The following is a 25972-nucleotide window of genomic DNA, read 5'->3' on the forward strand; positions in this document are numbered from 1 at the left end:
CCTGCTCCAACTTGCCCTCTATGTGTGCATTGGGTTCTGGCGCCATTGGCAGGCGTACAGAGCGTTGCGCACCGCGGCAGAAGAGTTTGAAATTGCCGTCCATCCTGAAGCTGCGCCAGAGCTGATGCAACCGGAAGCCGCCGCATGGACGGGCCATCGCACTTTTCACGTCGAGCGCAAGGTGCCCGAAGATGCCACGGCTCAGGTCTGCTCGTTTTACCTTGTCCCTGAAGACCAAAAGCCACTGCCGCCGTTTTTGCCGGGTCAGTTTCTCACCTTCCAGTTTGACGTTCCTTCGCAAACCGGTGGCACGCAACCAGTCATCCGCTGCTACTCCCTGTCCGATGCGCCACATCCCAACCACTATCGCATTTCCGTCAAACGCGCACCCGCACCCGTTGGCAGTCAATTTCCACCAGGTCTGTCATCAAATTACCTTCACGACCATGTCAACGTAGGTAGCCAGTTGCAGCTGCGCGCGCCCACAGGCCATTTTCATATAGACCAGAGCGACGCGCCGGTGGTGCTGGTTGGCGGTGGCATCGGCATCACGCCCATGCTGAGCATGCTGAGCTGGTGTCTGACGGCGCAGCCCGGGCGCGAGTTGTGGCTGTTTTACGGCGTGCGCAACTCCGCTGAACTGGTGATGCAGGCGCAATTGCAGGCGCTGGCAGCGCAACATGCGAACTTTCATCTTCACCTGTGCCTGAGCAACCCGCAGGCCGGTGAGGCGGGTGTGCATCAACCAGGGCCGGAGCAGCGCCACCGCAGCCGTGTGGATGTCGCGCTGCTGCGCCGCCTTTTGCCGCTCAAGCCCTATCACTTCTATATTTGCGGCCCCACGCCCATGCTGCGAAGCCTGGTGCCCGCGTTGGAGGATTGGGGCGTGCCAGAGGGGCGGATTCACTTTGAGGCTTTCGGCCCGGCGTCCATCCCGCGCAAAAACCCGGCAACCGTCAGGCAAGCCGCACTCCAGGGCGACGACAAGCAAGGCGCTGTCTTGGTGACCTTTGCCAAGTCGGGCCAACAGGCGACCTGGGAGCCCGGCATGGGCGCGTTACTGGATTTTGCGGAAAGCCACGGCATTGCGGTCAGCTCCGGCTGCCGGGCGGGTGCTTGCGGCAGTTGTCAGACCAGCATCCGCACCGGTGAGGTGGCCTACGCGCAGGCGCCAGATTTTGATCCCGAGCCGGGCAGTTGCCTGTTGTGCGTTTGCACGCCGAAGTCGGCTGTCACCCTGGAGGCGTAAATGAAAAGTTCAAAAAGTTCATTGTGGCGCGAGCATGTGTTGCCCTTTGCCTTGCTACTGGGACTTTTGGCGGCCGCCACCCTGGCCGGCGACTATCTGCTGCACCGCCTGAATCTGGTGTGGGTGGGGCGCTATCTGGGCATACCGGGCACCTTGCTGATCATCGGCTCGCTGTACTACTCGGCGCGCAAACGCAAGTGGGTCACCACGGGCGACCCCAAATCACTGCTAAAAATGCATGAGTTCGGCACCTGGCTGGGCTCCCTGATGGTGCTGATCCATGCCGGCATCCATTTCAATGCCATCCTGCCGTGGCTGGCGACCGTGGCCATGGCGGTGAACGTCATCAGCGGGCTGGTCGGCAAGATGTTGCTAAACCAGTCGCGCCAGCACGTACAGGGCGAGCGCGAACGGTTCCAGCTGCGCGGCTTGTCCAAAACCGAGGTGGAACAAGCCGTGTTTTGGGACGCTGTGGCACTGGGTGCCATGGCGCAGTGGCGCAAGGTGCACATTCCCATTTTCATCGTGTTCTCCGTGCTGGCCCTGGGCCACATTCTCAGCATCTTTTTGTTCTGGGGCTGGCTATGAGCCGCACGCTCAAACTCCTCCTGGCCATCAACCTGCTGGTGCTGGCCGTGCTGACTTTTTCCTATCCGCACCTGATGGTCGGGCCGGGCAAGTTGATTCCGGGCCATCAGCAGCTCGATTCCGATTGTTTTGCCTGCCATGCCGCATTCACCGGGGCCGATTCCCAAAAGTGCGTCAGCTGCCACAAGCCCGCCGATATTGGCCGCAGGACAACCAAAGGAGCGCCGGTTTTAAAGCCGCTCACGTCCACACCTTTCCACCAGGAACTCATCAGCCAGGACTGTGTGGCCTGTCACAGCGACCACGCGGGCGTGAAACGCTACCGCCTGAAAGGCTATTTCGACCACGCCCTGCTTAAACAAGAAACCAGCAACCAGTGCCAGAGTTGCCACAAGTCACCCACGGATGCACTGCACAAACAAATCACCGGCAACTGCGCCCAATGCCACACCCAGCAAAAATGGACACCCGCCACCTTTGAGCACAACAAATACTTTGTGCTGGACCGCGACCACACCACCACTTGTGTGACCTGCCATGTGCGCAATGACTACAGCCGCTACACCTGTTATGGCTGCCATGAACACACAATGGAAAATATCCGGCGTGAGCACATCGATGAGGGTATTCGCCAGTTTGACAACTGCGTGGAATGCCACCGCAGCGCGGACAAGGACGCCATCAAAGGCGAACGCAAGGGCGACCGGGGCAAACGCGAGGACGACTGAATCGGCATCGGTACACTCCAAAGCCATGCCCACCCGCCACACCATCGGCCAACAGCGTTACCAGTTTGCGGACCTGCGCACGCTGCTGGCCAAGGCCAGCCCGCTGCGCTCGGGCGACCAGCTCGCCGGTGTGGCGGCGCTGGATGCCAAAGAGCGCATTGCGGCGCAAATGACGCTGGCCGAGCTGCCACTGCGCGCCTTCCTCAATGAAGCCGTGGTGCCGTATGAAAGCGACGAAGTCACGCGGCTGATTTTCGACAGCCACGATGCCAACGCATTCAAGGCGGTGAGCCATCTGACCGTGGGTGAGCTGCGCAACTGGCTGCTCTCGGACCACGCCAGCACGGCCACCCTGACCGCCCTGGCGCCCGGCCTGACGCCGGAAATGGTGGCCGCCGTGAGCAAGCTGTGCCGCCTGCAGGACCTGGTGCTGATCGCCAGCAAGTGCGAGGTCGTCACCCGTTTCCGCAATACCCTCGGCCTGAAACAGCGGCTGGCCACGCGCCTGCAACCGAATCATCCCACCGACGACCTGCCCGGCATTGCCGCCAGCCTGCTCGACGGCTTGCTGCTGGGCGCTGGCGACGCCGTGATCGGCATCAACCCGGCCAGCGACAACGTGCCCCAGGTGGAGCGGTTACTGCACATGCTGAACGACCTGATTGGCCACTACGGCATTCCGACCCAGTCCTGTGTGCTCACGCATGTGACCAACACCTTGGCTGCCATCGAGCGCGGCGCGCCGGTGGACCTGGTGTTCCAGTCGATTGGCGGCACCGAGGCCACCAACAGCAGCTTTGGCATCACGCTGGCCCTGCTGGCGGAAGCGCGTGAGGCCGCCCTGTCCTTGCAACGCGGTGCCCTGTTTGACGATGGCCAGCGCGGTGACCATGTGATGTATTTCGAGACCGGCCAGGGCAGTGCCTTGAGCGCAAACGCGCACCACGGTTGCGACCAGCAAACCCTGGAGGCGCGCGCCTACGCGGTGGCGCGGCACTTCAAGCCGCTACTGGTCAACACCGTGGTCGGCTTCATCGGCCCGGAGTACCTGTTCAACGGCAAGCAGATCACCCGGGCGGGGCTGGAAGACCACTTTTGCGGCAAGCTGCTGGGCCTGCCGATGGGCTGCGACGTTTGTTACACCAACCATGCCGAGGCCGACCCAGACGACATGGACAGTCTGATGCTGATGCTGGGCGCGGCCGGCTGCAACTTCATCATGGGCGTGCCGGGTTCGGACGACATCATGCTCAACTACCAAAGCACTTCGTTCCATGACGCGCTGGTCTTGCGCCAGCTGCTGGGCTTGCGCGCTGCGCCCGAGTTCGAGGCCTGGCAACACGCCATGGGCATCACCACCGCAGGCGATGCGCCGCGACTCGCCGACCGGCTACCGGCTGCCTTTTCGCCAGCGCTGCAACAGCTCGGAGGAGCTTGAGGTGAAAGATGAGCCCTGCCCTTCGACGAGCTCAGGACACTCTGAAGCGTTGCCAACCCTCCCTGCCCTGGTCACCCCCACGCCCTGGGATGCGCTGAAAAGCTTCACCGACGCCCGCATCGCCCTGGGGCGCGCCGGGGTCAGCCTGCCGACTGCCGCGCATTTGGCATTTCAACTGGCGCACGCCCAGGCGCGTGACGCGGTACACCTGCCGTTTGACGCGCACGGCATTCAGACCAGCCTGCAAGGGCTGGGCCAGCCGACGCTGCGGCTGCACAGCCAGGCCACTGATCGCACCATGTATCTGCAGCGCCCGGACCTGGGGCGACGGCTCGACGCGGCCTCGCTGCAGAACTTGGCCGATTGGCAGGCACAGCAGGGCGATGCGCCGGGCTTTGATCTGGCCTTTGTGCTGGTGGACGGCCTGTCGTCATTGGCGATTCACCAGAACGCGGTGGCCCTGGTGTCGATCATGTTGCAGCGCCTGCAGTTTGATACCGCCCAGTCCTGGACGGTGGCGCCCTTGACCGTGGTGGCGCAAGGCCGTGTTGCCATCGGCGACGAAGTGGGTGCAGCCTTGCGCGCCAAAACCGTGGTGGTGCTGATTGGCGAGCGCCCCGGTTTGAGCTCGCCTGACAGCATGGGCATCTACCTCACCTGGGCGCCTAAAGTGGGCACCACAGACGCAGCGCGCAACTGCATCTCGAACGTGCGCCCGGCGGGCTTGTCGGTTGAAGCGGCGGCAAGCACCCTGCACGTTTTGCTGACCAGGGCGCGCCAGCATCAACTGACGGGAGTTGGCCTGAAAGACGATTTGGATCACACCCTGATTGGTTCGCAGGACGCACCACGCCATCAAGCACAACTCCCTGTCTGGCAGAGCCAGGCGCGCGACTCGCGGTAAAGTGCTGTCATGCCAGGCTTCACCCTCACCGACAGCCAGCAGCAGGCGCTGCTGCAAGCCGCGCGCCAGGCCCAGCGCAATGCCTACGCGCCTTACTCCAACTACCCTGTCGGTGCCGCCGTGCTCGACGCGCAGGGCCGCATCCACGCCGGTTGCAATGTGGAAAACGCCGCCTACCCCGAGGGCCTGTGCGCCGAAGCTGCGGCTTTGAGCGCGATGGTGCTGGCCGGCGGCAGGCAGGCCCGCGCCGTGCTGGTGGTGGGCAGCGGTGGCGAGGGCAGCTGGATCACGCCCTGCGGCGGCTGCCGTCAAAAGTTGCGTGAGTTTGGCGCACCCGATTTGATCATCCAAAGTGCCAACGAACTGACACTGGGCCCGCGCCACACCCTGGCGCAATTGCTGCCCGAGAGCTTTGGGCCGGGCCACATCAAGGGCAGCTAAAGCGCATGCCATCACGCCCCATGAAGACCATCAACACCATCCGCCAGCGCGCGCCCCATTTGCAACCCCGCATTGCGGTGGTGCTGGGCTCGGGCTGGGGGGCTTTGACCGACCACCTCACCGACGCTGTTCAGATCCCATACGCCGGGCTGGCGGGTTTTCCGCAGCCCGGCGTGGCCGGCCACGGCGGCAGCCTGTGGCTTGGGCACCTTGGCGCGCAGTCCGTGGCCGTGCTGAGCGGACGCCAGCATGGCTATGAATCGGGTGCGGTGGACGGCATGGCAGAACCCTTGCGCGTGCTCAAAAACCTGGGCTGTCACACGCTGGTGCAGACCAACGCGGCCGGCAGTTTGCAACCTGACATGCCGCCGCAAAGCCTGATGCTGCTCAGCGACCACATCAACCTGCCGCAGCGCTCACCGCTGGTCGGCAGCAGCGGCTCCGAGCGCTTTGTCAACATGGTCGACGCCTATGACCCGGCACTGCGTGCCCATGCCCGGCGCGTGGCCCAAACGCACGGTGCGGCGCTGTTTGAAGGCGTGTACGCCTGGGCTTTTGGCCCGCAGTTTGAAACCCCTGCCGAGATCCGCATGCTGCGCCTGCTGGGTGCCGATGCGGTGGGCATGAGCACCGTGCCCGAAACCATTCTGGCAAGGCACCTGGGACTGCGCGTGCTGGCCCTGTCCTTCGTCACCAACCTGGGCGCGGGCATGTCCCCGGAAAATTTGAGCCACGCCCACACCCTGCAGCAAGCGCAGCTGGGCAGCCTTGCCGCCAGCCGTTTGCTGGCCGACATCGTTGCCCAGATGGACCTACCCTCATGACGACCCCTTTGCCAACCCAATGGCCAAACAACCCGCAGGCCAACGCCCGCCTGGCCCTGGCCTGCCTCGACCTCACCAGCCTGGGCGACGCGGACACCGAGGCCGACATTGCAAGCTTGTGCCAGCGCGCGCAAAGCCCGTTCGGCCCGGTGGCGGCGGTCTGCGTCTGGCCGCGCCTGGCAACGTTTGCACGCGCGCACTTGCCTGCGTCCATCGCCGTGGCGGCAGTGGCCAACTTTCCGCACGGCAACGCCGACAGTGACGCAGCACTCCGCGATGTCGAAGGCATCGTAGAAGCGGGTGCGCAAGAGGTGGACCTGGTGCTGCCCTACCGCAGCCTGATGGCCGGTGACGAACGCACCGCCGCCGAACTGCTGGTGGCGGTGCGCAAGGCCTGCCCCGGCCTGCTGCTCAAGGTGATTCTGGAAACCGGCGAACTCAAGACACCCGCGCTGATGGAGCGTGCCTGCCAGTTGAGCTTGGACGGAGGCGCCGATTTCCTGAAAACCAGCACCGGCAAAACCCCGGTCAGCGCCACGCTGGAAGCCGCGCGCATCGTGCTCGGCGCCATTGCCGCGAGCCCCGCCGCACGCAACCGTGTGGGCTTCAAGGCCGCCGGCGGCATTCGCACCGTGGCCGAGGCTGCCGCCTACCTGGCCATGACGCAAGAACTGCTCGGCGCGCACGCACTGACACCGCATCGCTTTCGCATCGGTGCCAGCAGCCTGTTGAACGACATTGAGGCGATGCTGTCCGGCGCGGCCGAACCCAATACCGCACCGCCCGACGCGTATTAAAACCTCACCATGCTGGCACAAGAAATCATTCGTATCAAACGTGACGGCCACACTCTGGCGCGCGCCCACATCGACGCTTTTGTGCGTGGCCTCGTCGATGGCTCCTGGAGCGAAGGCCAGGCGGCCGCGCTGGCCATGGCCATGTTTCTCAAGGGCATGAGCCGCGCGGAAACGGTTGACCTAACCCTGGCCATGACACATTCCGGGCTGGTGATGGACTGGTCGACCGCCAAATTGAACGGCCCGGTGCTGGACAAACATTCCACCGGCGGCGTGGGTGACAAGGTGAGCCTGATGCTGGCCCCCATCGTGGCGGCATGTGGCGGCGTGGTGCCGATGATCTCGGGTCGCGGCCTGGGCCACACCGGCGGCACGCTCGACAAGCTCGCCAGCATCCCGGGCTACCAGTGCGCGCCCGATGTGCCCACGCTGCAACGGGCGCTGCACAGCGCGGGCTGCGCCATCATTGGCCAGACGGCCGACCTGGCGCCGGCCGACCGCAGGCTGTACGCCATTCGCGATGTGACGGCCACGGTCGAGTCGGTGCCGCTGATCACCGCCAGCATCCTGTCGAAAAAACTCGCCGCCGGCCTGCAGGCCCTGGTCATGGATGTGAAAGTGGGCAACGGCGCCTTTGCCGATTCGCTGGCCATGGCCACCACCCTGGCCGAATCGCTGGTGCAGGTCGCCAACGGTGCCGGGCTGCCGACGCGCGCCTGGCTCACCGACATGAACCAGGTGCTGGGCAGCACTTGCGGCAACGCGCTGGAAGTGCTTGAGGCCGTGCAGTTTCTGCGTGGTGACGCTGTGGACCCGCGGCTGCTCGATGTCACCCGGCGCCTGAGCGCCGAGCTGTTGCTGATGGGCGGCCTGGCTGGCGACGAGGCCCGGGCTCTGCAACAGGTGGATGACGCCCTGCGCAGCGGTCGCGCGCTGGAACAGTTTGCGCGCATGGTCGCTGCCTTGGGCGGCCCGGCGGACTTCTGCGAGCGCCCCGGTCATTACCTGCCACCCGCGCCGGTTCAACTGCCGGTGCTGGCGCCACGCGCTGGTTTTGTGGCTGACATGGCCACACGGGACATCGGCTTGGCCGTGGTGGACCTTGGCGGCGGCCGCCGCATGGCCAGCGACACCATCGACCCGCGGGTTGGTTTTAGCCAGTTTGCTCAGCTGGGCCAGGCGGTGCGGGCGGGCGAGGTGCTGGCCGTGGTGCACGCGGCCGACGCCAGCGCCGCAGCGCTTGCCCGACAGACGCTGCTGGAAAAAATTCAGATTCATGAGCATTCGTCGGCGCAGCGCCCGGTGATGCTCAAACGCATCACGACTTAAAACGGGTTGAGTCATTGCGAATGAAGTGAAGCAATCCATGACTTCCGAAGACATGGACTGCCGCGCTTCGCTCGCAGTGACCACACGGGTTCAGTCAGGCGCCGGCTGCTCGCCGTCGATGTACAGCCAGCGCCCGTCCTCAAACACAAAGCGGCTGATCTCGTGCATGCGCCCGCCGCGCCCGTTTTCACGGTAACGCGCGACAAACTCCACCACCCCCGCGTCACCCGTGGCCTGCGCGTGGCGCACTTCCAGCCCCAGCCATTTGAGCGGCGGCAGTTCCAGTTCGCCGGGCGACGTGGACGGGTGCCAGGTGACCAGCAGGTAGTCGATCAGCCCGAGCCCGTAGGCGCTGTAACGCGAGCGCATCAGCGCCTCGGGCGTGGGCGCGTGCACACCTTGCGCCAAACCCGCGTGCCAGGGGCCGCAACAGTCGCCATAGGGCAGGCCGCTGTCGCACGGGCAGGCGGCGCGGTCGGCCAAGGTGTTCTTTTTCATGCGTGCAATGGTAACGGGATGACGCTCGACGGATATAGGCCCGACGGGTCGTAAACTGGTGGCCGATCATGCCCATTGCCTTGACTTCACCCTTTTACCGCTTGCACGCCGCAAGCGCCTGATGTGATGCGCCTGGCCTGGAGAAACATTCGCTCGCTGCCAGGCTGGTTGCCCGGCTTGGCCACCTTGCTGAACTACCAGCCCGCCTGGTTGATTCGCGACTTGGTGGCGGGCCTGGCGCTGACCGCGATCCTGGTGCCGGTGGGCATGGGGTATGCCGAGGCCTCGGGGCTGCCCGCCATCCATGGCTTGTACGCCACCATCATTCCCCTGATCGTGTATGCCATTTTTGGCCCCAGTCGCATCCTGGTGCTGGGGCCAGATTCGACCCTGACCGCCGTGATTGCGGCGCTGATCCTGCCGCTGGCCGCCGGTGATGTTGAGCGCGCTGTGGTGCTGGCAGGCATGCTGGCCATTTTGTCAGGGGTCTGCTCCATGCTGATCGGGCTGGCCCGTCTGGGTCTGCTGGCCGACCTGCTGTCCAAACCCATCCGGATTGGTTTTTTGAACGCCATCGCCCTGACCGTGCTGGTCAGCCAACTGCCCAAGATTTTTGGCTTTCCGACCGAAGCCGAGAGTCTGACGCAGCAGGCGCAGCACCTGTGGCAAGGCCTCGCCAACGGCCAGGGTAACGGGGTGGCGATGCTGATTGGCAGCACCAGTCTGGCCCTGATTCTGCTGCTGGCGCGCTGGCGACCGCGCTGGCCTGGCCTGTTGCTGGTGGTACTGCTGGCCACGGGCGTGTCGGCCTGGTTCAACCTGGCCAACACTGCCCAGTTGTCGGTACTGGGACGCCTGCCGCAGGGCCTGCCAGACTGGCAGTTTCCAGCGGTGTCGTGGTCCGATATGCGGCAATTGGTGCCCGGCGCCGTCATTATTTCCCTGCTTTCGTTTACCGATACCAGTGTGTTGTCGCGCGCGCTGGCGCAACGTGGTGGCTACCGGGTCAGCCAGAGTCAGGAGATGGTGGCGCTGGGCCTGGCCAACATTTCCACCGGGCTGTTTCAGGGGTTTTCCATCAGCAGCAGCGCCTCACGCACCCCTGTGGCCGAAGCGGCCGGGGCCAAAACGCAAGTGACCGGCCTGGTGGGTGCGCTGGCCATCGGCGTACTGCTGGTCTCTGGCACCGGGTGGCTGCAGAGCCTGCCCAGCGCGGTGTTGGGCGCCGTGGTCATTGCGGCCTGCCTGTCGTTTGCCGATGTCGCGGGCATGCGGCAAATGTACCGACAGCGCAAGGTGGAATTTGCCTTGTCGCTGGCCAGCTTTGTCGGCGTGGCCCTGATCGGCGTCATGGAAGGCATTTTCATCACCCTGGCGCTCGCCATACTGGTGCTGCTGTGGAATGCCTGGCACCCCTACTTTGCGGTGCTGGCGCGGGTGGACCGCACCAAGGGTTACCACGACATCACCCGGCACCCCGAGGGCCGACGCGTGCCCGGCCTGGTTCTGTTCCGCTGGGATGCCCAACTCTTTTTTGCCAACGGCGAGATTTTTCAGGCCCAGGTGCATCGCGCCATCACCAGCGCGCCCACCCCGACGCGGCGCCTGGTGGTGGTGGCCGATGCCATCACCGACATCGACATCACCGCCGCCGACATGCTGGTCAACCTGCACCATGACTTGACGCAGCAGGGCATTGAGCTGTGCTTTGCCGGGCTCAAGGGCCAGGTCAAGGACCGGTTGAAGGATTACGGCACGCTGGACCTGATCGGCCACGACATTTTTGCCCCCACCGTCGGCAATGCGGTCAACCTCTACCGGACCAGCCATGCCGTGGACTGGAAGGACTGGGATGAAGTTTAGGCTTGCGGGTCAGACCACTCGCGTAGCGACGTGCTCTGACCCCAACTGATTAGGGTGGCGCGCCTGCCGGGTGGCCAGCGTGCGGCCGGCCTTGGCGGGTGACGCTGTGCGCGGCGGCAACAGGCCGTGCAGCGCCTTGGGGTTGGCGCGCGCACCGCTGGCAACATAGTCCGCCAGCAGGGCCTGGCGCACCAAGTCTGGCGACTGGCTGGCGCTGAGGTAGTCAAACAAGGCGTCGACCAGCGCCTCGGGCGTCAACCGGTGCGTGCTGCGCTGGCGCTGCCACAGCCAGTCCGAAAACGCCATGAAACACCAGAACGGCGAGGCCGCAGCGCTGCCATTCACCGCGGGCTGGTGCAGCAACAGCGTAAGCGTTTGTGCAAAACGGCCCGAGTTGGCCAGCAGTTCCCAGTAACGCGCCAGGCGGCCAAAACGTTGCAGCGTGGCGGCATCGACCACGCCAGTCTGCAACACGTTGTAGGGCGGCTCGGGCGCGTAAACCATGCCATGCGCAGCGCTGTGGCGAGCAATCGGCGCGCCGCGCAAGCGTTTCAAAATGCCAAGCTGGATCTCTTGCGGGCCAATCGCCAGCAGCCGGTTAAAGCCATCGGCAAAACTCTGCAGCGTTTCACTCGGCAGGCCAAAGATCAGGTCAACGTGCAGGTGCGCGTGGGTGTGGGCCAGCAGCCAGCGCAGGTTGGCCTCGGTAGCCATGTTGTCCTGGCGCCGCGAGATGGTCTGCTGCACCGCCACGTTGAATGTCTGCACGCCGACTTCGAGCTGCAGCACGCCCGGCGGGAACTGCGCCAGCATGGCCCGAAGACGGTCCGGCAGGTGGTCGGGGATGACTTCAAAGTGCAAAAAGAGACCTGCGTTCGAACGCTGCGCCGGCTCGTCACTGCGAGGAACGTCAGCGACGCGGCAGTCCATGACCGCAGGCTGCGTGGATTGCCGCGCTTCGCTCGCAATGACATCCAAAAAAAATTGCAGGATACGCACCGAATGCTCGATCTTCAGATTGAAAGTCCGGTCAACAAACTTGAAGGTGCGCGCGCCGCGCTGGTACAAGGCATCGAGCGCCGCCAGCATCCGGTCCAACTCAAAACCCCAGGCGGTTTTGTCGAGCGCGCTCAGGCAAAACTCGCACTTGAACGGGCACCCGCGCGAAGCCTCCACGTACAGCAGGCGGTGCGCCAGGTCGGCCGCGCTGTATTCGCCGTAGGGCAGTTCCAGCTCGGCCAGCGGCGGCTGCTCACCGGGGATGATTTTCATGAGCGGTTGCGGACCATCCAACAGCGCGCGGCACAGCTTGGCAAAACTCACATCGCCCCAGCCGATGATGACATGGTCGGCCAGTAAAGTGATGGCTTGCTGATCGGTCTCGTGGCTCACCTCCGGCCCGCCCAGCACTATTTTGAGGTCGGGCCGCGCGGCCTTGAGCAGCCGGATCACCTCGGTGGTTTGCGTCACGTTCCAGATGTACACACCAAAACCCACAACCTGCACCCCGGCGGGCGCTTCTGCCGATGGCACAGTCCCCAGCGTGGCCAGCAGGTCCGCCACCACCTCCTGCGCCGGACGGGAGATCGTGTACTCGCGCAGTTCGGTGAACGCACGCAGGCCCGCACCGCCATGCCGGTCGAGGTTGGCCAGCAGATAACGCATGCCCAGCGAGGCGTGGATGTAGCGGGCGTTGAGCGTGGCCAGGACGATGCAGGGGAAATTGGTGCGTGTCATGCCAATGAGTCGGTCATAGTGTGTGAATGAGCCGTGAGATCCGGAATCTGTGTCCGTAAATTATGGATTCAAAGGCCGGAAATTATGGAATCAAGGGGCAAAGGCGTGCGGGTATAGGTTGCGCGAGAATGCGCAGCTGAACCATCCACCCCACCAAGCCCCCGCGCTTTGGCCTATCATCCGCCCATCACTTCTCAGGGACGGGAACACCATGGACACGTGCGCAAAAGGGCGGGCGATTTCAAACCCGGCAGCGACAGCAGCCAGATCATGACCACTGGATTGCGCCACTTTATTTGTCGCAATAACCCTTGCGCGTCACTTTAAGTGGCGCGATACTGGCCGCTTGCCACCAAAATCCCGAGCACATGCCGCGAATCACCCCTCAAACCGAGCTTGACCAATTGGCTGCGCTGATGGCTGCGCAACCCGATGGCCTGGGAATTGAGGCTATCCAATCGCAGAGCAAAAGCTTGACGCGCCGCACCTTGCAGCGCCGGTTGGCCTTGCTGGTCAAGCAAGGTCGGATTCAGATGTTGGGCGAGGCGCGGGCGGTGCGGTACGTGTGTAGCTCGCAGACCGTTGCATTCATCCAGGCACCGATACCCACGTTGCAGGCTTCTGCCGAGGTTTACGTGCCTGTTTCATCGGAAGGTGAAGAGATCAAAGCCTACGTGCGCCAACCGCGTGCCATGCGCCCGCCAATGGGCTACAAACTAGCGTTTCTGGAGCAGTACCACCCCAATCACACGGCCTATTTGCCGCAAAGTCTGCGAGATCAATTGCACGCCATGGGCACAGCGCGGGCGCAGCAGACTCCCGCTGGCACCTTTGCGCGTGACATCCTCAACCGCTTGCTGATTGACCTGTCTTGGGCCTCTTCGCAACTGGAGGGCAACACCTACAGCCGGCTCGACACCGAGCGGCTCATTGAGTTCGGCCAGGCCGCCGAAGGCAAGAACGCGCTGGAAACCCAGATGATCCTGAACCACAAGCAGGCCATTGAATACCTGGTGCTCGACCCCGCCGACGCCCAAGTGACGCCCGATTGCATCGTCGCGCTGCATGCATTTTTGTCGGATGGTTTGATGGCCGACCCCACAGCGGTGGGCCGCCTGCGCTGCCGGGCGGTAGAGATCGGCGGCAGCGTGTATTTGCCGGTGGCCTTGCCGCAGCGGCTGGAGGAACTGTTTGGCATCGTCATCCAGATGGCGGCGGAAATTGACGATCCCTTCGAGCAGGCTTTTTTTCTGATGGTGCATTTGCCCTACCTGCAGCCGTTTGAGGATGTGAACAAGCGCGTGTCGCGGCTGGCGGCCAACATACCGCTCATTCGCCACAACCTGTGCCCGCTGTCTTTCATCGACGTCCCGCAGTTGGCCTATGTGGACGCGATGATCGGCGTCTATGAACTCAATCGCATCGAGCTGCTGCGTGACGTTTTCGTCTGGGCCTACGAGCGCTCATGCCAGCAATACGTGGCGGTCAAGCAGAACCTGGTGCCGCCAGACATTTTTCGTCTGCGTTATCGCCAGGCCTTGAGCGACGTGGTGGCGGCCATCGTTCAAAACGACGAGGCCGCCACCGAAGCCACCGTGAATGTCAGGCTGCCGCCCATGGTCGCCGCCGCCGACAAGGTCCATTTCACCCAACTGGTGCTGCAAGAGTTCGCCGCCTTGCACCCTGGGAACGCGGTGCGGTTTGGCATCCGGCCCTTGGCGCTTGCCGCTTGGACGAAAAGGCATGGTGGGGCATGAGCTACAGCCACGACTCGGAAACACCTCGAAATGCAAGTACTGCCGCAATGGGGCCTATCGGACACAGCGCGCCGATATCGCACCACGCTGGGCGATATGTTTTGGTTGATAGTGAGCAATCCCTTTATGAATCAACGACTTCTATCAGCCACCAGCAGTTGATAAGGGCGATAACCGTGAAGATCAGCAAAGGCCTAGAGCTCCCCGTGCTGGCGCTGTCTGGTGTGGGGCACTTGCCTGCACCGGAGGAGGACGAGAAAGAAACCGCGCGGGTGTTTTATGTGGCGGCGATGCGGGCGACGCAGAGGTTGGTGATTGGGGTGGGAGTGTGTGTTGGGTTGGGAGGCGGATAAGCGAGAATCACCACACCTAGCGTGGCCTCATTCAATTGCTGCACACTTTGACATACAAGTCATATATGGATCGCGTACAACAGCTCAGCTACGAAAAAGATTTCCGCATCGTCTTCCTTGAAGCCAAGGGAGACGGATTTCAGCGCCTATTCGAAAAACTGATGGCGAAAGGCCACCCTAACGATTTCATGGCCTGCCGACCATGGGGCAATGTCGGCGACCGGAAAAATGACGGATACCTGCCATCGGCCCGAACCCTATTTCAGAGCTATGCGCCCAATAAGCTGAGTGCAGCCGAAGCCATCAAGAAGATCAATGAGGATTTCGAGGGCGCAAAAGAGCATTGGGAAAAGTATTTTGATGAATGGACCTTTGTCCATAACGCACCCGATGGGCGCCTGGGTCCCCACATCATCGAAGCGCTGGCCAAGCTCGCGCAAGAAAACCCAAATATCAAAATCGGCCATTGCGGCTGGGAAGAAATGCTGGCGAAGTTTCGCCAGCTCAGTCTGCAGGATCTCGAATCCTGGTTCGGCCCATCGCTGACCATGGAAGCAAACGTCAATCTGGGCTATAGCGATTTGATGGCGGTACTCACACATATCAGCGTTGCCCCCGCGCCAGCAACGAGCGAAGTCAAGGATGTATCGCGAGGGAAGATCGAGGCAAACCTTTTGTCTCAGGTGGTCGCCGATTTTTTGAAGATCGGCATGCAGAAGTCGCCGCTAGTCATGCAGTTCTTCGATAACTGGAAGAACCCCGTGTATGGCGAACAAATTGCTTCGGTTTTCAAGAGCCAATACGTGTCTCTGAGGGACGCGACGCCCGCGCTTCATCCCGATGAAATCTTTGGACAACTTGAAACCTGGGCAGGGGGAGTCGTGAACACGACACCCACCCACAAGGCGGCAGTGCTGGCGGTCATGGCTTACCTGTTCGACAAGTGCGAAATATTCGAAGACGCCCAAGCAGTGAGGTCAACATGATCTTGCCGTCTAAGCATCTCCCGCAAGATCGCGCGCTGCTGACTGTGGGAGGTCATGTTCTGACTTTTCTCGCACGTCCCAAGACGGTCTCCGCACTGTGGGAAGAATTGAACCAACAGGACCAAGGGCTGAGTGCCACGCGTCCTCGGCGAATCACCTACGACTGGTTCGTGCTGGCGCTGGACCTGCTGTACTCCCTTGGAACCATCGAACTTGAAAACGGCCTTGTTGCACGGAGGACAGCTTGATCCATAACCTATTCAGCACGCTGCCCACCTTCAAGAATCTCGGTGAACTGAAGCCGGGTCTGAACGTGCTGCTGGCCCAAAAAACCGAGGGCTCAACCAGTAAGCAGACCCGCAATCGCGCAGGCAAAACCAGTTTCATTGAAGCTATTCATTTCCTGTCGGGCTCGGAAGCCGGCCCTGATTCCATCTTCCGCACGCCAGAGTTGGCCGAATACACCTTCGGCATGGACTTCGAGTTGAAGGCGCGTACCGTCGTCGAGCGCAGTGGCAGTGCTAAAGCCAAGATCTACGTGACGACACCACCAGCGGCCAAGCGCAAACTGTCGGCAACCGATTGGGTCACGTTCCTCGGTGAGGAAATGTTCGGCTTGAGCAGCCTCGAAGCGGCAGGTAGCAAGCCCCCTTCATTCCGATCACTGTTCGCCTACTTTGTGCGCCGCCAGATGAGCGGCGCATTCACAACACCGGAGAAGCAGGCCACCATGCAAGGAACAGGCGACATGCAAATGGCGCTGATGTTCCTCCTTGGATTGGACTGGCAGATCGCGCGCGATTGGCAAGCTGTCCGCGATCGTGAAAAGACATTGGATGAGCTAAAAAAGGCAGCTGGTGCGGGCGCATTCGGTTCGATCATCGGCAAGGCCGCTGACTTGCGCACGCAGTTGACCCTGCAGGAGGCCCGTCTCAAGAAACTTTATGCGGAAACCGAGTCCTTTCAAGTGTTGCCCGAATACCGGGAGCTAGAAATCGAAAGCGCCAAGCTGACACGCCAACTCAATGAACTGGCTAATGCCAATACCATCGATTTCGCTGCCATCAAGGATCTCGAAGGCGCGCTGGCCTCCGAGATCCCTCCCGATCTGGAAGACCTGCAAGCGGTTTATCAGGAAGCAGGTGTTGCGCTTCCCAGCCTTGTGAAGCGTCGTTATGAGGATGTGAAGAGCTTCCATCAATCGGTGGTGCGCAACCGTAAGGACTACTTGTCCAGCGAACTCGAAGCGGCCAAGCTGCGCATCGAGCTTCGCGACAGCAAGAAGGCGCAGCTCGACCAGCGTCGCGCGGAAATCATGGGCATTCTCAGGAGCCATGGTGCGCTGGACCAGTTCCTCAAGTTGCAGGGAGAGCTAGGCCGCCTGGAGTCAGAAGTCGAATCGTTGCGGCAGCGTTTCGAAGCCGCCGAACAACTCGAAGGCACAAAAAACGAACTGGAAATCGAGCGCAACAGGCTCACGATCCGACTGCGACGCGATTTTTCCGAGCAGAAGGATCGGCTCGCCGAAGCCATCGTCGCCTTCGAGGAAACGTCGCAACGACTCTACGAGTCGGCCGGCAGCATGACTGTCGACGAAACCTCCAACGGCCCGATGTTTAAGTTTCCGATGCAGGGCCAGCGCAGCAAGGGCATCAAGAACATGCAGATCTTTTGCTTTGACATGATGCTGATGCGCTTGTGTGCCAAGCGTCAGATCGGTCCGCGTTTCCTGATCCATGACAGCCATTTGTTCGACGGCGTAGACGGCCGGCAAGTGATCAGTGCCTTGCGCCTTGGCTCGGAACTTTCGCAGGAACTCGGTTTTCAGTACATCGTGACGATGAACGAAGACGACGCTTTCAAGGAAACGGTCGCCGGCTTTGACCTCAATGACCATGTGCTTCCCACTCGGCTGACCGACGCCACCGACGATGGCGGGTTGTTTGGCATTCGGTTCGGCTAAGCGAGATTCCCATGAAGGCCTATCCGTTCACCCGCCCCACGATCGTCGCCGCCGTCGAGTTCTTGGGCGCGGCCTTGACGCAGGCCAGGTTCGACCAGGTGATCGTGCGCCTTGAACTCGACAACGACATTGCGCTGGCCTCGCCAAAAAGCGTAACCGCAAAAAGCGCATTGCTGGCACAGACGATCACGCAGCGCGCCGCGCAAATGGTCGCCACTGTGAATGGCCAGATGACACTTGCCGAAGCCACAGTACGCATTGCGGTCGAAATGAGCTTGGCCGATTCTGGGAGGCCTGAACAGGCCCCATTCCTGCGCGGTCTGGCGCTCGATGGCTACGTGGTGTCTTGGGATGAGGGCATGCGCACACCCTTGTTGCGCGTAGCCTTGCCTGAAGAGGTGGACCTTCCAGCAACCGACGACGAAGTCCACCAACTCCTGAAGCATTTCTGTTTCGCTGTACCGCTAGGCCACCTCGACCAGGCGATCGAGGCACATACACGAGGTGACTGGGCGGCAGCGAACAGCCAAGTGCGCAGCTTCCTGGAAGGACTGCTCAACGACATTGCGTTGCGGATAGAGCCAGAAAAGGCCTCCCAGCAGCCTTCATTTGAAAATCGCCGCACCCTCCTGGCAACGCGCGGATTTCTTTCCGTGGACAGGAACGAATGGACAGCCGATGGCAAGAATTTCATCAACGGCTTATTCAAAATGCTCCACACCGACGGTTCGCATCCAGGCCTCTCGGATGAAGATCACAGTACGTTCCGATTACATATCGCACTCATTACAGGCCGGACTTTGCTGCGACGCCTGATGAACGGAAATTGACCATGTCCATACCTTCATTCGTTGTCCGGATTGCACTGGCGCTGAAATATAACTTGCCCGATTTTGGGGTTCCGGGGTTAGTTCTTGCAATCCAACATGACGGAGCAAACCCAGAGTGCCACTTGCATAAAATTCGGGTTACCCCATCAAACCTTGGACATTGGCCCCTGACCCCATGCCCTCCACCCTTTCCACCCTCGGCTACGAAGGCCTGACCATTGAGGCTTTCATCGCCCGCCTGCAAGCCGCGCAGGTGAAAACCGTCGTGGACGTGCGAGAGCTGCCACTGTCGCGCAAAAAGGGGTTCTCGAAATCGGCTTTCTGCGCCGCCTTGTCAGCCCATGGCATTGCCTATCTGCACGCCCCCGCCCTGGGTTGCCCCAAGCCCATCCGCAACCAATACAAGATGGATGGCAAATGGCAAACCTACACCCGTGAATTTTTGAAGTACATCCAGACGCAAGACGCTTCCTTGCGCGAGCTGGTCAAAATTGCCCATGCTACCCCAGCTTGTCTGGTGTGTTTTGAGGCCGACTATTCCACCTGCCACCGCACCTACGTGGCCCGCGCGGCGCGCCAGTTGGGTGGGCCAATCGTGACGCACCTGAGCGCTAAAACAGCCCTGCCTGATTTGGGTTTTCAGCAGGCGGCTTAGGCGGGCAAGTGCAATTTGCGTGCAAACAGCCGCCCAGCGCACTGACGGTGTAAATTCGACTTGACGTTTAACCATTGGATAGGTCGCCATGCAAGTCAATGAAATCTTTCACGAGGCCGTGTGACAAAACCCATTACCACCGCCGACTTGCGGCGCTACGCCGTGGCACGCACCCTGTTCGCGCCAACCACCCTGGCCAAGGCGATCACCCGGCTGGGTTTTGTGCAGGCCGACCCGATCCGCGCACCGGCCCGGGCGCAAGACCTCACGCTGCGCCACCGCGTCAAAGGCTACTGCGCGGGCGACCTGGAGCGGCGCTACGCGGCGCTGGACATCGAAGAAGACTTTTTCGTCAACTACGGTTTTTTGCCGCGCGCCACGCAGGCACTCATGCACCCACGCACGCCCAAGACGGCTCTCACCGCGGCCCGGCGCCAACAGATGGACGCGGTGCTGGCCTTTGTGCAGGCGCACGACGTGGTGCACCCGCGCGCGGTGGACGCGCACTTTGCCCACGGCAAATCGCGCAACTGGTTTGGTGGCTCCAGCAATGCCAGTACGCAGTTGCTTGATGACATGCATTACCGCGGCCTGCTGCGTATCGCCGGGCGCGTCAGTGGCGTGCGGACTTATGCCGTGCGGGCGGCGGCGGATGAAGCGCCCGATCCGCAACAGGCCATGGACGCGCTGGTGGATGTCATCGTGCACAAATACGCGCCGCTGCCCGAGCGCTCTTTAGGCGAGTTGATCAGCCACCTGCGCGGCGGCACACCCCAATGGGCGCACTTGCGCCGCGGCGCCTTGGCGCGTGCCAAAGTGCGCCTGGCCAATGGCGTGGTGGACGGCCAGACCTACTACTGGAGCGCCGCTGAAAACCCCGCCTCGCGCCGCCACACGCCTGATGATGCGGTGCGCTTGCTGGCCCCGTTCGATCCGCTGGTGTGGGATCGCCGTCGCTTCGAACATCTGTGGGCCTGGGCTTATCGGTTTGAAGCCTACACACCCGCAGCCAAACGCGTGCGCGGCTATTACGCGCTGCCGCTTTTGTGGCGTGACCAGGTGATAGGCTGGGGCAATGTGTCGGTGACCGGTGGGCAGATGCACGCCGACCTGGGTTTTGTCGCGGGCAAACCGCCGCGCGACGCGGCCTTCAGCCCCGCGCTGGAGGCCGAACTGGCCCGCCTGCGGGTGTTCTTGAGCCTCGCCCCGGCATGCGATGGTGCCTAGGCACCAGGCTCTGAAATTGCCCAAGCCCGCCATCCATTACCATCCCCCGTTTCCCTTTCGCCCGGCATCGGGCCCCCACGGAGAATTTATGTTCAGTCATGTGATGCTCGGTACGAATGACCTTGAGGTCTCGAAGAAGTTTTACGACGCGGTGCTCGGCACGCTGGGTATTGGCCCGGGAGTCGCCAACAAGAACCGTTATTTCTACCGCAGCCCCACCGGCCTGTTTGGCATCACCACGCCCATCAACGGCGAGCCGGCAACGCACGGCAATGGCAGCACCATCGGGTTTAACGTGCCGTCCGCAGAGCAAGTGGATGCATTCCACGCCGCCGGCGTTGCCAATGGAGGCACCACTTGTGAAGATCCGCCGGGGTTTCGCGAAGGCGGGGCGGTGAAGCTCTATCTGGCGTATTTGCGTGACCCAGACGGCAACAAGCTTTGCGCGTTGCACCGGCCTGCCAAATAGACCAGAGCGCGCTGCCGCTGACCGCTGTTTGAGCACGTCTGCCGATTCATGATGAGTATTCCTCAAAATACGCATCAGTTCTTGAGCCGTATTGCATAAAATACGCCTCATGTCCACCCAAAACTCTCCAACCCAGCCCGGTGCCATCTGGCAGCAGGCCGCTTGGCCGGCGCTGGCCTTTGACGCGGCAAGCCTCGCGCCTGACCTGGACCTGGCGCGCTTGGCGCAGGGCAAGTTGCTGGGGCTGCTGGACGCCATCGGTCTGGGTCAGGCGCAAGAGCTACGGCAGGAGTTGTGGGTGCAAGAAGCCTTGGCCACGGCGGCTATTGAGGGGCAGCAGCTCAATCTGGCGTCGGTGCGGTCTTCGGTGGCGCACCGGCTCGGCTTGGCGGACGCGCCCGGCCAAGACCGCGATGTGGAGGGTTTGGTCCTGGTGATGCAGGATGCCGTTGACAACTGCCAGACTTCGCTGAGCCTGGACCGTTTGTGTCGCTGGCAATCTGCGTTATTTCCAGGCGGCACATCGGGCATCACCCGCATCGTGGTGGGTCGCTTGCGCGACCACGCGGATGCCATGCAGATCGTCAGCGGCCCCATGGGGCGGGAGGTGGTGCACTACACCGCGCCGCCTTCCAGCCAGGTGGCCAACGAGACGCAAAAATTCCTGGCCTGGTTTGAGGCAACCCGCCCGCGCGCGGGTGCCGCGCCCAGCCTGCATGGCATCGCCCGCGCGGCGGTGGCGCATCTGTGGTTTGAATCGATCCACCCGTTTGAAGATGGCAATGGTCGGCTGGGCCGCGCTGTGGTGGACCTGGCCCTGGCGCAAGACATGTTGGCACAAGACTTGAGTGCCACTGTGGCCCAGATGCGCGTGTTTGGCATGGCGCGCCAGATGCTCAAGACCCGCGCCACTTATTACGACGCACTGAATCTGGCCCAGCGCAAACCCTTGCTTCTGGCCGACGGCAGCGCCATCGATGTGACATCGTGGGTGCAATGGTTTGTGCAGGCGTTCACACAAGGGTGCGTCACCTCGCAAGCGGTGGTGCGCCAGGCGGTGGACAAGTCCGCCTTTCGCATCAAGGCCGCGGCGTGTGACCTGAATGCCCGGCAACACAAGGTTTTGGGCCGTTTGCTGGAGGCTGGCAACACCGAATTGGGCGGCGGCTTTTTGGGCGGCATGAGCACCGACAAGTACGCCAAGATCACCGGCGCTTCCAAGGCCACGGCCAGTCGGGATCTGACCGATCTGCTGGCCAAAGGGTTGCTGCGCGTGGAAGGCATGGGCAAAGCCACTCGCTACGCTGTCAATGTGCCAGGCTGGATTCAGCCAGTCGTGTCAGAACCCCACCCATGACCCACGCCCCACACGCGGTTTTCCGCTTGCGCACGGCCCGCCTGGCGCGCGCCGTGAAACCTTTTCGCGACCGTGGCGGCATCAGTGAGCGCTGCCCCGGTTGCCGGGTGATGCACAGCCACTGCCTGTGCGACTTGCGCCCGAGCGTGCCCACGCGCGCGGGCATGTGCCTGCTGATGGCTGACATCGAACCGCTCAAGCCCAGCAACACCGGCTGGCTGATTGCCGACGTGGTGGCGGACACCTTTGCTTTTGGCTGGGCCCGCACACAAGTTGACCCTGCCCTGTTGGTGCTGTTGGCCGACCCGCAATGGCAGCCTTATGTGGTGTTTCCGGGCGAGTTTGTGGCGCCCGAGCGGATGGTCACCGCGCTGCTGCCCGACGCCGCCACGCCTGGGCAGCTGGCCAAACGCCCGCTGTTTGTGCTGCTGGACGCCACCTGGAGTGAGGCCGGCAAGATGTTTCGCAAGAGCCCCTACCTGAACCACTTGCCGGTGCTCAGCCTGCACCCCGAGCAGATCTCCAACTACCGCCTGCGCCGATCCAGCCGCACCGATCACTTTTGCACCTCCGAGGTGGGCGCCCTGTGCCTGGCCCTGGCCGGCGAGCGGTACGCGGCCGAGGTGCTGGACGCTTATCTGGAGGTGTTCACCGACCACTACCTGCAGGCCAAAAACCAGCAGCCGGTGGACCGGGAAGATGCGGCGCACCAGCGGTTGCGCGAAGCGACAATCACCTCCAACACAAAGAGCAGCCCATGACCCAAGACCAGAACCCCCCCAACGAATCGAAGACGCCAGCGCTGTGCGATGCCTGCGCCGGCATCCAGCGCAACTGGCGCCGCGCCCCCGGACACGCCGAACTGATGCAAGGCGTCAACCGCAAGGAGCCGCGCCGCCATGGTGCGGTCACCGTTACCCGCTACGTGTGTGAGCGCTGCGCCGCGGTCTGGGATTATGAAAACGACAAGACCAACCCGCACGCAGGCTGGTCGCTGGTGGGCCAACTGGACGCCGCCAGCTGACAGTGCGGCCGTGAACACCCGCCTGGACCTCGACGCCAAAGCCATCACCCTGATGGCGTTGCTGTGCGCCGTTTGGGGCATGCAGCAAGTGGTGCTCAAAGCCACCGCCGACGACATTGCGCCCATCATGCAAATTGCGCTGCGCTCGGGCGTGGCTGCGGTGCTGGTGGGGCTGGTGATGGCATGGCGTGGCGAGCGCATGAGCCTGCGCGACGGCACGCTGCGCCCCGGCATGCTGGTGGGCCTGCTCTTCGGGCTGGAGTTTTTGCTGGTGGCCGAGGGTTTGCGCCACACCACGGCCTCGCACATGGTGGTGTTTTTGTACACCGCGCCCATGTTTGCCGCGCTGGGCCTGGCCTGGAAACTGCCCGCCGAGCGGCTGGGCCGCGTGCAATGGCTGGGCATTGTGCTGGCTTTTGGCGGCCTGGCGATGGCCTTTCTGGGGCGCGGCACAGCAGCGGCCAGCGCGCTGCCGGGCCAGGTGCTGTGGGGTGACTTTTTGGGCCTGCTGGGCGGTGCGGCCTGGGCTGCCACCACCGTGGTGGTGCGCTGCTCCAGCCTGTCCAATGCGCCGGCCACGCAGACCCTGCTGTACCAGCTCATCGGCGCCTTTGTACTGCTGCTGGCCGGGGCTTGTCTGACCGGTCAGGCGCGCTTCAACCCCACGCCTGCGGTCTGGGCGAGCCTGGCGTTTCACTCGCTGGTGGTGTCGTTTGCCAGCTTTCTGGTGTGGTTCTGGCTGCTGCGCAAGTACCTGGCCTCGCGCCTGGGCGTGTTTTCATTCCTCACGCCGCTGTTTGGCATTGTTTTTGGCGCCTGGCTGCTGTCGGAGCCGATCGAGGCGAGCTTTTTGCTCGGCGCCATTCCGGTGCTCATTGGCATCGTGCTGGTGAGCGGGGGTGGCTGGCTGGTGCGTTATCACGGCTTCAGCAACTCAAATGCCCCCAAGCTCTGAGTCACACCGTTCAGGATCACCTCCACCCGGTGAACCCCTGGGTAATGTTTGCGGGTAGTCAATTCGGCCAGTGACAGCGTCTTGGCCAGAGCTGCGGTTTGGCCGGGTGCCAGTTCCAGGGTTTTGAGCTTGAACACCTTGGCGCTGGCCTGGCCGCTGGCCTTGATGTAATGCACCGCCAGGTCCACCAGCACACGCTGCCCGTGGCTGTGGGTGCTGGTGAGCGTGAACCCGATGCGCACCGAGCCCCCCATCACCGCCCTGGCCGGAGTCATCTGGATGTGGCCCACCGCCACCTGCGCCTTGTTGCCAAAACCCAGCACCTTGAGCGCGGCGCGCTCCCCGCGTTTGACGGCCGAGCGCAGCGCATGGCCAACGATCCAGGCGCGCCCGGCGGGGGCATTTTTCAGCCAGGCCTGGGCCGTGCTGGCCAGCACCGCCGGGTGGTCCTTGCCGATGTCGTTGAGGTTGTTGGCCACCGAGCGCCGCACGTACAGCTCGGGGTCGTCCTTGAGCAGTTCCAGCAACGCCAGCACCGGTGCCGGGTCGGCCTGAAACTGGCGCAGGCGAGGCGCCCACGGCAGCCGGGGGCGTGTGCCTTCCGAGACCAGGCGGCGCACATGCGGACTCGGGTCAGCCGTCCAGGCTTCGAGCTGTTGCAGCGTGGCGTCAGGGTACTGCTCAAGGAAAGGGCGGATGCTGAACTCGGCGGTGAAGCGCTGCGTCAAGGCATGCTGCGCGCGCATTGACATCTCAAAATGCGCCAGACCATATTGCGCCACAAACATCGTGTGCGGCAGGTACAAAAACGAGGCCAGGCTCAGGTTGGGGTCCCGGCCATGGGGCTGGTCGAGCGAGTCGAGCAGGATCGCCATCGCCCGCGGATAGTCGTCCGGCAAATGGCGGCGCAAGGCCTGGGCGATCTTTTTGCCGCGCGGCATCAGTTCAAGTGCTTCATAGCCGTCGAGCGCATCACCCACAAAGCGCTCGCAGTTGAAAGCCGGATGCACCTTTGAGATCATCGCGGCAATGGCGCGCGGCACGTCGGCACCGTATTGGTTTTTGAGCGGTTCAGCCATCAGCTCACGATGACCGGTTGTTTTGCCGACTGCTTGCGGCTGTTCCACAGGCTGTCCAGGCTGTAGACCACCAGCGCCAGCCAGATCAGATAAAAACCGATGGCGCGCGCGGGGTCAAAGGCTTCGCCGTACAGCCAGACACCCAGCAGCATCTGCAGGCTGGGCGAAATGTATTGCAGGATGCCCAGAGTGGCCATGGGAATGCGTCGTGCGCCGGCGGCAAACAGCAGCAGGGGAATCGCAGTCAGCGGTCCGGCCAGCAACAGCCAACCCAGGGTGGGCGCGTCGCCCTGCACCAGCGCACCTTGGCCATGCCAGGCCCACCACAGCAGCAGCCCCAGGGCAAACGGTGCCAGCAGCAAGGTTTCGAGCGTCAGGCCTTCAAGCGCGCCCAGCGCTGCCACCTTGCGCAGCAGGCCGTAGATGCCGAACGTGAACGCCAGCACCAGCGCCACCCAGGGCAGCCGTCCGGCCTGCACCGTGAGCCACAGCACCCCGGCGCCAGCCACCGCCACCGCCAGCCACTGCACAGGGCGTGGACGCTCATGCAAAAACGCAAACCCAAAGGCCACGTTGACCAGTGGCAGGATGAAGTAGCCCAGGCTGGCATCGACCACATGGGCGTTCTGAATCGCCCACACATACACCGACCAATTCGCAGACAGCAGCAGGGCCGACACCGCAAACGCCGCCATCACCCGCGGCTGGCTGGCTACACCGCGCAACCAGGCCCAGCGCCGGAGAACGGCCAGCACACACAGCAGAAACACCAGCGACCACAACATGCGGTGCAGCACCACCTCGAACGCATTGACGTTACCAAGCTGTTTGAAAAAAATCGGGAACAAACCCCAGGCGGTGTAGGCCAGGGCAGCATAAAGCACACCAGAATTCATGGCTGTAAAAGACTCAGGGGATTGG

Annotated in this window: 27 protein-coding genes; 23 read left to right on the forward strand and 4 right to left on the reverse strand. The window is 62.7% G+C overall.

The features are described from left to right. The first annotated feature begins 64 nt into the window (after positions 1 to 64). From PHF15_RS07105 to deoA, 9 genes are read left to right on the forward strand one after another with little or no spacing between them, the layout of a single operon-like run. A complete protein-coding gene (locus tag PHF15_RS07105; RefSeq protein WP_300120009.1) occupies positions 65 to 1249 on the forward strand; it encodes a 2Fe-2S iron-sulfur cluster-binding protein in 1185 nt (394 codons plus the stop codon). Next, the gene (locus PHF15_RS07110) at positions 1250 to 1837 is read left to right on the forward strand and encodes a hypothetical protein (RefSeq protein WP_300120010.1); all 588 of its coding nucleotides are present in this window, start codon (positions 1250 to 1252) and stop codon (positions 1835 to 1837) included. After that, positions 1834 to 2565: a cytochrome c3 family protein gene (locus PHF15_RS07115; RefSeq protein WP_300120011.1), complete on the forward strand. Its 732-nt coding sequence runs from the start codon at positions 1834 to 1836 to the stop codon at positions 2563 to 2565. The genes PHF15_RS07110 and PHF15_RS07115 overlap by 4 nt, the downstream gene beginning before the upstream one ends. Before the next feature lie 25 nt (positions 2566 to 2590). Continuing rightward, on the forward strand, positions 2591 to 4003 hold the full coding sequence (locus tag PHF15_RS07120; protein WP_300120012.1) for an ethanolamine ammonia-lyase subunit EutB: 1413 nt from the start codon (positions 2591 to 2593) through the stop codon (positions 4001 to 4003). Between the two features lie 49 nt (positions 4004 to 4052). After that, positions 4053 to 4907, forward strand: coding sequence for an ethanolamine ammonia-lyase subunit EutC (gene eutC, locus PHF15_RS07125; RefSeq protein WP_300120013.1), 855 nt, complete (start codon positions 4053 to 4055; stop codon positions 4905 to 4907). Between the two features lie 9 nt (positions 4908 to 4916). Next, a complete protein-coding gene (locus PHF15_RS07130; RefSeq protein ID WP_300120014.1) occupies positions 4917 to 5348 on the forward strand; it encodes a cytidine deaminase in 432 nt (143 codons plus the stop codon). Between the two features lie 5 nt (positions 5349 to 5353). Next, positions 5354 to 6172, forward strand: coding sequence for a purine-nucleoside phosphorylase (locus PHF15_RS07135; protein ID WP_300120015.1), 819 nt, complete (start codon positions 5354 to 5356; stop codon positions 6170 to 6172). Next, on the forward strand, positions 6169 to 6969 hold the full coding sequence (gene deoC / locus PHF15_RS07140; RefSeq protein ID WP_300120016.1) for a deoxyribose-phosphate aldolase: 801 nt from the start codon (positions 6169 to 6171) through the stop codon (positions 6967 to 6969). Before PHF15_RS07135 ends, deoC begins: the two co-directional genes overlap by 4 nt. A 9-nt stretch (positions 6970 to 6978) precedes the next feature. Next, positions 6979 to 8298, forward strand: coding sequence for a thymidine phosphorylase (gene deoA / locus PHF15_RS07145; RefSeq protein ID WP_300120017.1), 1320 nt, complete (start codon positions 6979 to 6981; stop codon positions 8296 to 8298). Between the two features lie 90 nt (positions 8299 to 8388). On the opposite strand, the gene PHF15_RS07150 is transcribed toward deoA, so the two are convergent. Beyond that, positions 8389 to 8796 carry a YchJ family protein gene (locus PHF15_RS07150; RefSeq protein ID WP_300120018.1) on the reverse strand — a complete coding sequence of 136 codons (408 nt, stop codon included), beginning with the start codon at positions 8794 to 8796 and terminating at the stop codon, positions 8389 to 8391. A gap of 126 nt (positions 8797 to 8922) precedes the next feature. Between PHF15_RS07150 and PHF15_RS07155 the strand changes: the two genes are divergently transcribed. Continuing rightward, a complete protein-coding gene (locus PHF15_RS07155) occupies positions 8923 to 10659 on the forward strand; it encodes a SulP family inorganic anion transporter (RefSeq protein ID WP_300120019.1) in 1737 nt (578 codons plus the stop codon). A gap of 9 nt (positions 10660 to 10668) precedes the next feature. Here the strand turns inward: PHF15_RS07155 and PHF15_RS07160 are convergent, their stop codons facing one another. After that, positions 10669 to 12396, reverse strand: coding sequence for a DUF4080 domain-containing protein (locus tag PHF15_RS07160; protein ID WP_300120020.1), 1728 nt, complete (start codon positions 12394 to 12396; stop codon positions 10669 to 10671). 368 nt (positions 12397 to 12764) lie between these two features. Here PHF15_RS07160 and PHF15_RS07165 point away from each other — a divergent pair, with 368 nt between their 5' ends. The 13 genes from PHF15_RS07165 (at position 12765) to PHF15_RS07225 (ending at position 23972) form a co-directional block, all read left to right on the forward strand. After that, positions 12765 to 14153, forward strand: coding sequence for a Fic family protein (locus tag PHF15_RS07165; RefSeq protein WP_300120021.1), 1389 nt, complete (start codon positions 12765 to 12767; stop codon positions 14151 to 14153). Continuing rightward, positions 14150 to 14506 carry a 3'-5' exonuclease gene (locus PHF15_RS07170; protein WP_300120022.1) on the forward strand — a complete coding sequence of 119 codons (357 nt, stop codon included), beginning with the start codon at positions 14150 to 14152 and terminating at the stop codon, positions 14504 to 14506. Before PHF15_RS07165 ends, PHF15_RS07170 begins: the two co-directional genes overlap by 4 nt. A 65-nt stretch (positions 14507 to 14571) precedes the next feature. Then, positions 14572 to 15492 (forward strand): ABC-three component system protein, encoded by a 921-nt coding sequence (locus PHF15_RS07175; protein ID WP_300120023.1) that lies wholly within the window; start codon positions 14572 to 14574, stop codon positions 15490 to 15492. Beyond that, positions 15489 to 15740, forward strand: coding sequence for an ABC-three component system middle component 6 (locus PHF15_RS07180; RefSeq protein WP_300120024.1), 252 nt, complete (start codon positions 15489 to 15491; stop codon positions 15738 to 15740). The genes PHF15_RS07175 and PHF15_RS07180 overlap by 4 nt, the downstream gene beginning before the upstream one ends. Further along, a complete protein-coding gene (locus PHF15_RS07185; RefSeq protein WP_300120025.1) occupies positions 15737 to 17455 on the forward strand; it encodes an ABC-three component system protein in 1719 nt (572 codons plus the stop codon). The genes PHF15_RS07180 and PHF15_RS07185 overlap by 4 nt, the downstream gene beginning before the upstream one ends. Before the next feature lie 11 nt (positions 17456 to 17466). Next, the gene (locus PHF15_RS07190; RefSeq protein WP_300120026.1) at positions 17467 to 18285 is read left to right on the forward strand and encodes a hypothetical protein; all 819 of its coding nucleotides are present in this window, start codon (positions 17467 to 17469) and stop codon (positions 18283 to 18285) included. 175 nt (positions 18286 to 18460) lie between these two features. After that, complete coding sequence (locus PHF15_RS07195; protein WP_300120027.1) at positions 18461 to 18940, forward strand: DUF488 domain-containing protein; 480 nt, start codon at positions 18461 to 18463, stop codon at positions 18938 to 18940. Positions 18941 to 19060: 120 nt separating this feature from the next. After that, positions 19061 to 20167: a crosslink repair DNA glycosylase YcaQ family protein gene (locus PHF15_RS07200; RefSeq protein ID WP_300120028.1), complete on the forward strand. Its 1107-nt coding sequence runs from the start codon at positions 19061 to 19063 to the stop codon at positions 20165 to 20167. A gap of 88 nt (positions 20168 to 20255) precedes the next feature. After that, positions 20256 to 20636 carry a VOC family protein gene (locus tag PHF15_RS07205; protein ID WP_300120029.1) on the forward strand — a complete coding sequence of 127 codons (381 nt, stop codon included), beginning with the start codon at positions 20256 to 20258 and terminating at the stop codon, positions 20634 to 20636. Between the two features lie 109 nt (positions 20637 to 20745). Further along, on the forward strand, positions 20746 to 21993 hold the full coding sequence (locus tag PHF15_RS07210) for a DUF4172 domain-containing protein (protein ID WP_300120030.1): 1248 nt from the start codon (positions 20746 to 20748) through the stop codon (positions 21991 to 21993). Next, entirely contained in the window at positions 21990 to 22754 is a 765-nt protein-coding gene (locus PHF15_RS07215; RefSeq protein ID WP_300120031.1) for a tRNA-uridine aminocarboxypropyltransferase, read from the forward strand. The genes PHF15_RS07210 and PHF15_RS07215 overlap by 4 nt, the downstream gene beginning before the upstream one ends. Then, positions 22751 to 23017 (forward strand): hypothetical protein, encoded by a 267-nt coding sequence (locus PHF15_RS07220; protein WP_300120032.1) that lies wholly within the window; start codon positions 22751 to 22753, stop codon positions 23015 to 23017. Before PHF15_RS07215 ends, PHF15_RS07220 begins: the two co-directional genes overlap by 4 nt. A 10-nt stretch (positions 23018 to 23027) precedes the next feature. Then, positions 23028 to 23972 carry a DMT family transporter gene (locus PHF15_RS07225; protein WP_300120033.1) on the forward strand — a complete coding sequence of 315 codons (945 nt, stop codon included), beginning with the start codon at positions 23028 to 23030 and terminating at the stop codon, positions 23970 to 23972. Here the strand turns inward: PHF15_RS07225 and PHF15_RS07230 are convergent. Then, the gene (locus tag PHF15_RS07230) at positions 23936 to 25051 is read right to left on the reverse strand and encodes a DNA alkylation repair protein (protein WP_300120034.1); all 1116 of its coding nucleotides are present in this window, start codon (positions 25049 to 25051) and stop codon (positions 23936 to 23938) included. The two genes, PHF15_RS07225 and PHF15_RS07230, sit on opposite strands and share 37 nt — an antisense overlap. Then, the gene (rarD, locus tag PHF15_RS07235; protein ID WP_300120035.1) at positions 25051 to 25947 is read right to left on the reverse strand and encodes an EamA family transporter RarD; all 897 of its coding nucleotides are present in this window, start codon (positions 25945 to 25947) and stop codon (positions 25051 to 25053) included. Before rarD ends, PHF15_RS07230 begins: the two co-directional genes overlap by 1 nt. Between the last annotated feature and the right edge of the window lie 25 nt (positions 25948 to 25972).

Source organism: Rhodoferax sp. (assembly GCF_028689295.1).
In the GTDB taxonomy this organism is placed as follows: domain Bacteria; phylum Pseudomonadota; class Gammaproteobacteria; order Burkholderiales; family Burkholderiaceae_C; genus Rhodoferax.

Excerpts from the sequence above, each read along its gene's own strand:
- PHF15_RS07230 (WP_300120034.1), bottom strand. The coding sequence starts at position 25,051 with ATGGCTGAACCGCTCAAAAACCAATACGGTGCCGACGTGCCGCGCGCC.
- PHF15_RS07165 (WP_300120021.1), top strand. The coding sequence starts at position 12,765 with ATGCCGCGAATCACCCCTCAAACCGAGCTTGACCAATTGGCTGCGCTG.
- PHF15_RS07155 (WP_300120019.1), top strand. The coding sequence starts at position 8,923 with ATGCGCCTGGCCTGGAGAAACATTCGCTCGCTGCCAGGCTGGTTGCCC.
- PHF15_RS07110 (WP_300120010.1), top strand. The coding sequence starts at position 1,250 with ATGAAAAGTTCAAAAAGTTCATTGTGGCGCGAGCATGTGTTGCCCTTT.
- PHF15_RS07120 (WP_300120012.1), top strand. The coding sequence starts at position 2,591 with ATGCCCACCCGCCACACCATCGGCCAACAGCGTTACCAGTTTGCGGAC.
- PHF15_RS07160 (WP_300120020.1), bottom strand. The coding sequence starts at position 12,396 with ATGACACGCACCAATTTCCCCTGCATCGTCCTGGCCACGCTCAACGCC.
- PHF15_RS07130 (WP_300120014.1), top strand. The coding sequence starts at position 4,917 with ATGCCAGGCTTCACCCTCACCGACAGCCAGCAGCAGGCGCTGCTGCAA.
- PHF15_RS07210 (WP_300120030.1), top strand. The coding sequence starts at position 20,746 with ATGTCCACCCAAAACTCTCCAACCCAGCCCGGTGCCATCTGGCAGCAG.
- PHF15_RS07215 (WP_300120031.1), top strand. The coding sequence starts at position 21,990 with ATGACCCACGCCCCACACGCGGTTTTCCGCTTGCGCACGGCCCGCCTG.
- PHF15_RS07220 (WP_300120032.1), top strand. The coding sequence starts at position 22,751 with ATGACCCAAGACCAGAACCCCCCCAACGAATCGAAGACGCCAGCGCTG.
- PHF15_RS07135 (WP_300120015.1), top strand. The coding sequence starts at position 5,354 with ATGCCATCACGCCCCATGAAGACCATCAACACCATCCGCCAGCGCGCG.
- PHF15_RS07175 (WP_300120023.1), top strand. The coding sequence starts at position 14,572 with ATGGATCGCGTACAACAGCTCAGCTACGAAAAAGATTTCCGCATCGTC.
- PHF15_RS07170 (WP_300120022.1), top strand. The coding sequence starts at position 14,150 with ATGAGCTACAGCCACGACTCGGAAACACCTCGAAATGCAAGTACTGCC.
- PHF15_RS07190 (WP_300120026.1), top strand. The coding sequence starts at position 17,467 with ATGAAGGCCTATCCGTTCACCCGCCCCACGATCGTCGCCGCCGTCGAG.
- PHF15_RS07180 (WP_300120024.1), top strand. The coding sequence starts at position 15,489 with ATGATCTTGCCGTCTAAGCATCTCCCGCAAGATCGCGCGCTGCTGACT.
- PHF15_RS07115 (WP_300120011.1), top strand. The coding sequence starts at position 1,834 with ATGAGCCGCACGCTCAAACTCCTCCTGGCCATCAACCTGCTGGTGCTG.
- PHF15_RS07150 (WP_300120018.1), bottom strand. The coding sequence starts at position 8,796 with ATGAAAAAGAACACCTTGGCCGACCGCGCCGCCTGCCCGTGCGACAGC.
- PHF15_RS07205 (WP_300120029.1), top strand. The coding sequence starts at position 20,256 with ATGTTCAGTCATGTGATGCTCGGTACGAATGACCTTGAGGTCTCGAAG.
- PHF15_RS07195 (WP_300120027.1), top strand. The coding sequence starts at position 18,461 with ATGCCCTCCACCCTTTCCACCCTCGGCTACGAAGGCCTGACCATTGAG.
- rarD (WP_300120035.1), bottom strand. The coding sequence starts at position 25,947 with ATGAATTCTGGTGTGCTTTATGCTGCCCTGGCCTACACCGCCTGGGGT.
- deoA (WP_300120017.1), top strand. The coding sequence starts at position 6,979 with ATGCTGGCACAAGAAATCATTCGTATCAAACGTGACGGCCACACTCTG.
- deoC (WP_300120016.1), top strand. The coding sequence starts at position 6,169 with ATGACGACCCCTTTGCCAACCCAATGGCCAAACAACCCGCAGGCCAAC.